The following is a 6,440-nucleotide window of genomic DNA, read 5'->3' as shown; positions in this document are numbered from 1 at the left end:
AGACAATTCAACGCAGCCACGGAAACTACCGTCGCCACCTATCACCAGTAAAGCATCTATCTGCAGATCATGCAGATTTTGCGCTGCGCGCTGTAAACCTGTTGCGCTGTGCATGGCTTCACAGCGTGCACTTTTTAAGATAGTGCCGCCATTTTGAATGATACCGTTGACATGGTAAGGCAATAAGTGGTGATACTGCTGTTCGATGACCCCGTTAAATCCATACTGAAAACCTACCACCTCAAGCTCGTTGGCATGCGCTGTCAGTACCAAAGCTCTTAAACAGGCGTTCATGCCAGGCGCATCGCCTCCTGAGGTCAGTACTCCGATCCGTTTCATAGTGCAGTCTCCGGGGTTGTATTGGTTTCATGTTAAATCAGCCGTACCCCATGGTATTGATCTGGGACAAGAGCTGGGTCACATTCTGACTTATTTTCCTGACCTAAGGTCGCTGTTCACAGACAAAGTCCGACATCTGAAGGATAATAGCAGCCTTAAAAAGGAGAGGGTATGCATCAGTCGTCTGGCCGGGTTGGTTTGGGGTTTAGTTTAGCGCTGCTTACTGCAGTGTTGTGGGGCTTATTACCTATAGCGCTGAAATGGTTATTAAATTCAATGTCGGCGGCAACCATCACCTGGATCCGTTTTGTCGCGGCCGCCGGACTGGTGGGGTTGGTGTTACTGGCTCGCAGGCAGCTCCCGTCGTTTAGGGGCCTGAGTGTAAAAAAGAAACTATTGATCGTCCTGGCAATCGCAGGTCTGTTGTTAAATTACATTTTGTATCTGAAAGGGTTATTTTTGCTAACCGCGGAAACAGCGCAGGTGGTGATCCAACTGGCACCATTTTTGATGATGTTAGGTGCAGTTTATCTGTTTAAAGAACGGCTTCTGTTCTGGCAAAAAGTGGGGGCCTGGTTGTTGCTGATCGGTTTAGTGCTGTTTTTTAACGACAGGTTGGCCTTATTGTTGACGCAGTTTGGCTCTGAGGCTGTGGGGGTGCTGTTGGTGATCATCGCTGCAATCGCCTGGGCTTGTTATGCCTTAGCGCAAAAGCAGTTATTGCTTAGTTTTAACTCCCAGCAAATTATGTGGCTGATTTATGTGGCGGGCGCTTTGTGTTTTCTGCCCTCTGCAGACCTTGCCCCTTTGGCGCATTTATCGGCCTGGCAATGGGGTATAGTGCTGTTTTGTTGCCTGAATACCATTGTCGCTTATGGTGCTTTCGCTGAAGCCCTGCAACATTGGCAAGCGGCCAATGTCAGTGCCGTATTGGCTATTACTCCGCTGTTGACTATAGGATTTGCACAGTTACTGGCGTATTTCTATCCGCAGTTTCCCAGCGAATCACTGAATGTCTGGGCCTGGGTTGGTGCTTCGTTGGTGGTGATAGGTTCAATGTTAACGGCGTTAGCGCCAATGTTAAAAAACCGGCTATAAAAATCGGGGCAAATCACATTAGTCACGCATAACAAATGTGATCTGCCCCCAATTTAATTAGTTGATTTGTACTATCTTACAAGTGTTTGATGCGCCTACTGTTTCCATCATATCGCCGTAGGTCAAAATCACTAAATCGCCACTTTTTAAGTGAGCAATATCCTGCACAGCTTCAATAGCGGCTGCCGATACTTTCTGCTGACCCGGCGTTTGAGTGCTGTCAAAAAACACCGGATAGACACCACGGTACAACGCCATTTTGTTTAAGGTCTTTTGGTGACGCGACAGCGCATAAATAGGCTGAGAAGAAGTAATGCGTGACATTAACTTGGCGGTATAGCCTGACTCGGTCAGCGCAATAATAGCTTTAATACCAGTTAAATGGTTGGCTGCATACATCGCAGATAAAGCGATGGTCTCACTGATTTCAGTAAAAGCGACGTCCATGCGGTGTTTTGAGCTTTGTACTCTTGGGTGCTTCTCTGCACCATCACACACACGGGCCATGGCTTTTACTGTATCAACAGGATATTTACCGGCCGCGGTTTCACCGGATAACATCACTGCGTCTGTGCCATCCAGCACAGCGTTGGCCACGTCCATCACTTCAGCGCGGGTTGGCATTGGGCTTTCAATCATCGACTCCATCATTTGAGTCGCAGTGATCACCACACGGTTGAGCTGACGCGAGCGGGCGATAATACGTTTTTGCTGACCCACTAACTCGGCATCACCAATTTCAACGCCTAAGTCACCACGGGCCACCATCACAGCATCCGATGCACGGATAATGTCGTCTAATGTTTCATCATCTGCCACAGCTTCGGCACGTTCTACTTTAGAGACTATTAAAGCTTCAGAACCTGCAGCGCGGGCTAATTCACGGGCCACCCGTAGATCATCCCCACAACGTGGGAAAGACACCGCCAAATAATCCACGTCTATATAAGCGGCTAAGGAAATATCTGTTTTATCTTTTTCTGTCAGGGCAGGAGCCGACAAACCACCGCCTAAACGGTTAATCCCTTTGTTATTGCTCAGTTTACCAGCCACTGACACTTTAGTATGAATACGCTGGCCTACCACGTGCTCGACGATCATCTGGATGCGACCGTCATCCAACAACAGCACATCACCAGGCTGCACATCTGCAGGTAATTCTTTATAGTCGATACCTACCTGAGTTTCGTCGCCTTCACCTTTTGGCAAATCAGCGTCTAAAACAAAGTGTTGGTCTTCTTCTAAAATCACAGAACCGTTTTTAAAAGTAGAGACGCGGATTTTCGGGCCTTGTAAATCACCCAGAATGGCGACATGCGCACCGGTTTTGGCTGCAGCAGCACGTACCATTTCTGCACGCTGCTTATGATCTTCGGCACTACCATGAGAAAAGTTGAAACGAAACACGCTGGCACCAGCCAGGATTAACTTTTCGATCGTGGCTTGTGAATTTGTTGCCGGGCCAAGGGTTGCGACTATTTTAGTTCTTCTGGGCATCAAGAGCTCCTGAAAGCTTATCTATGGATGGGTCGGTTTAAGTGTAATGTAATTTTATTACAGAATATAGCCGCAGTTTGAATAAAACTTTCAGCTTTTCAGGCTTGTCCGACCTGTTAAGGCCAGAAAAAGCTAAAAAAAGAGGGGCTTTTTACAAAAAGCCCCTCGGTATTACAGATAAGTTCTAAAACCGCTTATCAGTTTTGAAAGTCTTTTTTATCAAAACGTGAGCCACGTAAGCTGTCTTTGACCTTTTTCAGGTTCTCGCGGAATTTGGTACCACGGCGCAAGGTAAAACCTGTCGCCAGGATATCAATTAATACCAGTTGTGCCACGCGGGACGCCATCGGCATATACATGTCGGTATCTTCCGGCACATCCAGCGACAACACCAGGGTGCATTCTTTGGCCAGTGGGCTGTCATAGGCAGTAATACCTATCACTGTGGCATCGTTTTCACGGGCAATAGCGGCGATATCACAGAGATTTTTCGTCCGGCCTGTGTGGCTGATACACACCACCACATCGCCTTCGGCGCTGTTAATAGCACTCATGCGCTGCATGACAATATCGTCAAAACACACCACAGGCACGTTAAAACGGAAAAATTTATTCTGCGCATCATGAGCCACAGAAGCTGAAGCGCCTAAACCAAAAAAGGAAATCTTTTTGGCCTGAGTCAGCACATCCACAGCGCGATTAATAGTAAGAATATCAACGTTTTGGCGTGCTGCATCCAATGCAGCCATCGTAGATTCAAAAATCTTGGCTGTGTACGCTTCCGGGCCATCATCTTCCTCGACATGGCGGTTAACATAAGGCGTACCATTGGCCAGACTCTGCGCCAGATGCAGTTTAAAATCCGGAAAACCTTTGGTATCCAGACGGCGGCAAAACCTGTTGACCGTAGGTTCGCTGACATCGGCCATCTTGGCCAGAGCCGCTATACTACTGTGTATAGTGGTTTGCGGATTGGCCAGGATCACGTCGGCGACTTTGCGCTCTGATTTACTGAAGCTGTTGACGCTGTTAATTATTTTTTCCAACACATTCATCGGATAGTCCTGACTGAAAAACACTGAACAACACAGTGCAAAATGTTGTAACTCGCTTTGTTATACAACCTGGTGCCACTGCAAAATAGTGATAAAGTTACGACAAAGCAGCTGATTCATTGCCTAGGCTGCCTTATTATATGAGAATAGTCAAAACTTTAGCTTCTCTGTAATTTAATTACAACTTATCTGGTTTACATCTGGCTTTTGCTCGGCTAGTATGCGGTTAAGTGTTGTAAAATTACATCTAATCAAGGGTCATTCATGACAACAACAGCACCACTGAACAAAGCCTGTGATCTGATTCTCTTTGGCACCAAAGGCGACCTGGCGCGCCGTAAGTTATTGCCAGCTCTCTATCAATTAGAAAAATCCGGCCTGTTACACGCCGACAGTAAAGTGATAGGCGTAGCCCGCGACGAATTAACGCTGGATGGCTATAAAGAGCTGGTTGAAACCAACTTACAAAAATTTATCAAAGAAGCTCTGGATGCTGAGGTGCTGGCACGTCTGAAGGCAAAATTAGAATATGTCCAGGTCGACCTGACCAAAGAAGAAGCCTATAAAGCGTTAAAGCAGGTCACTGATCCTAAAAAACGTATTCCAGTCAGTTACTTTGCGACTGCTCCTTCGCTGTTCGGTAATATCTGTAAAGGCTTGTCTATTGCCGGCTTGTCGGCTGAACCTGCCCGTGTGGTGCTGGAAAAACCTATTGGTCATGATTTAGCCTCCTCGAAAGTGATTAACGATGAAGTGGCCAAATACTTCAACGAATGCCAAATCTATCGTATCGACCATTACTTAGGTAAAGAAACAGTGCTGAACCTGTTAGCGCTGCGTTTTGCCAACTCTATTTTTGCTGCCAACTGGGACCATAACGCCATCGACCATGTGCAAATTACAGTGGCTGAAGAAGTGGGGGTTGAGGGCCGTTGGGGCTATTACGATGACGCCGGTCAAATGCGTGATATGGTGCAAAACCACTTGTTACAGGTGTTGTCGCTGATTGCGATGGAGCCACCGGCTCGTCTGGATGCGGATAGTATCCGGGATGAAAAGCTCAAAGTGCTCAAAGCGCTGCGTCCTATTAATGTATCCAATGTGCAGGAAAAAACTGTCCGGGGTCAATATTCCGGTGGTTATGTGGCTGGTACGCCTGTGCCGGGTTATCTGGACGAGGAAGATGCCCGTCCAAACAGCAAAACCGAAACTTTTGTCGCTATTAAAGTGGATATCGATAACTGGCGCTGGGCCGGTGTACCCTTCTATTTAAGAACGGGCAAACGTATGCCGAAAAAGCTCAGCGAATTGGTGATTTGCTTTAAGCCGCAGCCACACAATATTTTCTTCGAAACTTATAAACAGTTACCCGCCAATAAGCTGATTATTCGTCTGCAGCCGGACGAAGGCGTAGAAATTCAAATCATGAATAAAATTCCTGGTCTGGGTGAGACTATGCAGTTGCAGCAAACCAAACTGGACTTAAGTTTCGACGAAACCTTTAAAACCCAGCGTATTGCTGATGCCTATGAGCGTTTATTACTTGAAGCTATGTTAGGCAACCAGTATCTGTTTGTGCGCCGCGATGAAGTCGAGCAAGCCTGGAAATGGGTCGATGGCATTCTGGATGCGTGGAAAGTCACCAACGAGCCACCAAAACCTTATCAAGCGGGCACCTGGGGGCCAGTCGCTGCTATTTCGTTGTTAGCGCGCGAAGACAGAAATTGGGACGAATAACTATGCAGCTTCATACCTTTGATTCCAGTGCCGCGTTAAATCAGCAGTTTGCTGCTGAAATCAGCAGCCGTTTGGCTGCTGCTATTGCAGAAAAGGGCGAGGCCACTTTAGTGGTGTCAGGCGGCAAAACGCCTTTGCCATTATTTAAAACTTTATCTGAAACTGATTTGGACTGGTCCCGTGTGACTATTACGCTGGCGGACGATCGCTGGTTACCAGAGACGCATGCTGACAGCAACGAAGGTTTGGTGAAAGCCAACCTGTTACAAGGCAAAGCGGCTTCAGCACGTTTTATCAGCTTATTTGACAGTGCTTATCCTGATGACGCCTACAAAGGTGCCGCGGTAGTAGCGGCTCGTGTGGCCGAACTTCCGGTATTTGACGTGCTGATTTTAGGCATGGGTGAAGATGGCCATACCGCTTCTTTGTTTCCATGCAGCAAAGAAATTCAGGCAGGTTTGGCTGCTGATGCACCTGTGGCTTTGGCGGTTACGCCAGCTACTGCGCCATATCAGCGTTTGAGTTTAAGCAAAACACGCTTACTCAATAGCGCTGTGATTTATTTACATTTGGTTGGCCCGAAGAAGCTGACCGTTCTGGAACAGGCCATGGCAGGTCAGGACCCTTTGCAAATGCCTGTACGGGCCTTTTTGCAACAGCAGCAGGTCCCTGTGCATGTAATGTTCACAGCGAATTAATCGACAAGACGAGGTT

General features: G+C 47.4%; 6 protein-coding genes. 3 read left to right on the top strand and 3 right to left on the bottom strand.

Going from position 1 to position 6,440, the window contains the following annotated elements:
* A partial coding sequence (locus SD53_RS09955; protein WP_046520093.1) for a 6-phosphofructokinase occupies positions 1-339 on the bottom strand: 339 nt, incomplete at its 3' end.
* Between the two features lie 171 nt (positions 340-510).
* Between SD53_RS09955 and SD53_RS09950 the strand changes: the two genes are divergently transcribed.
* Positions 511-1,437: a DMT family transporter gene (locus SD53_RS09950; protein WP_046520092.1), complete on the top strand. Its 927-nt coding sequence runs from the start codon at positions 511-513 to the stop codon at positions 1,435-1,437.
* A gap of 57 nt (positions 1,438-1,494) precedes the next feature.
* On the opposite strand, the gene pyk is transcribed toward SD53_RS09950, so the two are convergent.
* Both pyk and SD53_RS09940 read right to left on the bottom strand, forming a co-directional pair.
* Complete coding sequence (gene pyk / locus SD53_RS09945) at positions 1,495-2,934, bottom strand: pyruvate kinase (RefSeq protein ID WP_046520091.1); 1,440 nt, start codon at positions 2,932-2,934, stop codon at positions 1,495-1,497.
* 197 nt (positions 2,935-3,131) lie between these two features.
* The gene (locus tag SD53_RS09940) at positions 3,132-3,989 is read right to left on the bottom strand and encodes a MurR/RpiR family transcriptional regulator (protein ID WP_008900048.1); all 858 of its coding nucleotides are present in this window, start codon (positions 3,987-3,989) and stop codon (positions 3,132-3,134) included.
* A 264-nt stretch (positions 3,990-4,253) separates the two neighbouring features.
* Between SD53_RS09940 and zwf the strand changes: the two genes are divergently transcribed.
* Both zwf and pgl read left to right on the top strand, forming a co-directional pair.
* A complete protein-coding gene (gene zwf / locus SD53_RS09935; protein WP_046520090.1) occupies positions 4,254-5,726 on the top strand; it encodes a glucose-6-phosphate dehydrogenase in 1,473 nt (490 codons plus the stop codon).
* A gap of 2 nt (positions 5,727-5,728) precedes the next feature.
* Positions 5,729-6,424 (top strand): 6-phosphogluconolactonase, encoded by a 696-nt coding sequence (pgl, locus tag SD53_RS09930; RefSeq protein WP_046520089.1) that lies wholly within the window; start codon positions 5,729-5,731, stop codon positions 6,422-6,424.
* Positions 6,425-6,440 lie beyond the last annotated feature (16 nt).

The sequence above is a fragment of the Rheinheimera mesophila genome, from assembly GCF_000986865.1.
Lineage (GTDB): Bacteria > Pseudomonadota > Gammaproteobacteria > Enterobacterales > Alteromonadaceae > Pararheinheimera > Pararheinheimera mesophila.
Note: the sequence above shows the minus strand (reverse complement) of the source record. Positions and strands in the feature narration are given on the sequence as shown.

Excerpts from the sequence above, each read along its gene's own strand:
- SD53_RS09950 (WP_046520092.1), top strand. The coding sequence starts at position 511 with ATGCATCAGTCGTCTGGCCGGGTTGGTTTGGGGTTTAGTTTAGCGCTG.
- pyk (WP_046520091.1), bottom strand. The coding sequence starts at position 2,934 with ATGCCCAGAAGAACTAAAATAGTCGCAACCCTTGGCCCGGCAACAAAT.
- SD53_RS09940 (WP_008900048.1), bottom strand. The coding sequence starts at position 3,989 with ATGAATGTGTTGGAAAAAATAATTAACAGCGTCAACAGCTTCAGTAAA.
- zwf (WP_046520090.1), top strand. The coding sequence starts at position 4,254 with ATGACAACAACAGCACCACTGAACAAAGCCTGTGATCTGATTCTCTTT.
- pgl (WP_046520089.1), top strand. The coding sequence starts at position 5,729 with ATGCAGCTTCATACCTTTGATTCCAGTGCCGCGTTAAATCAGCAGTTT.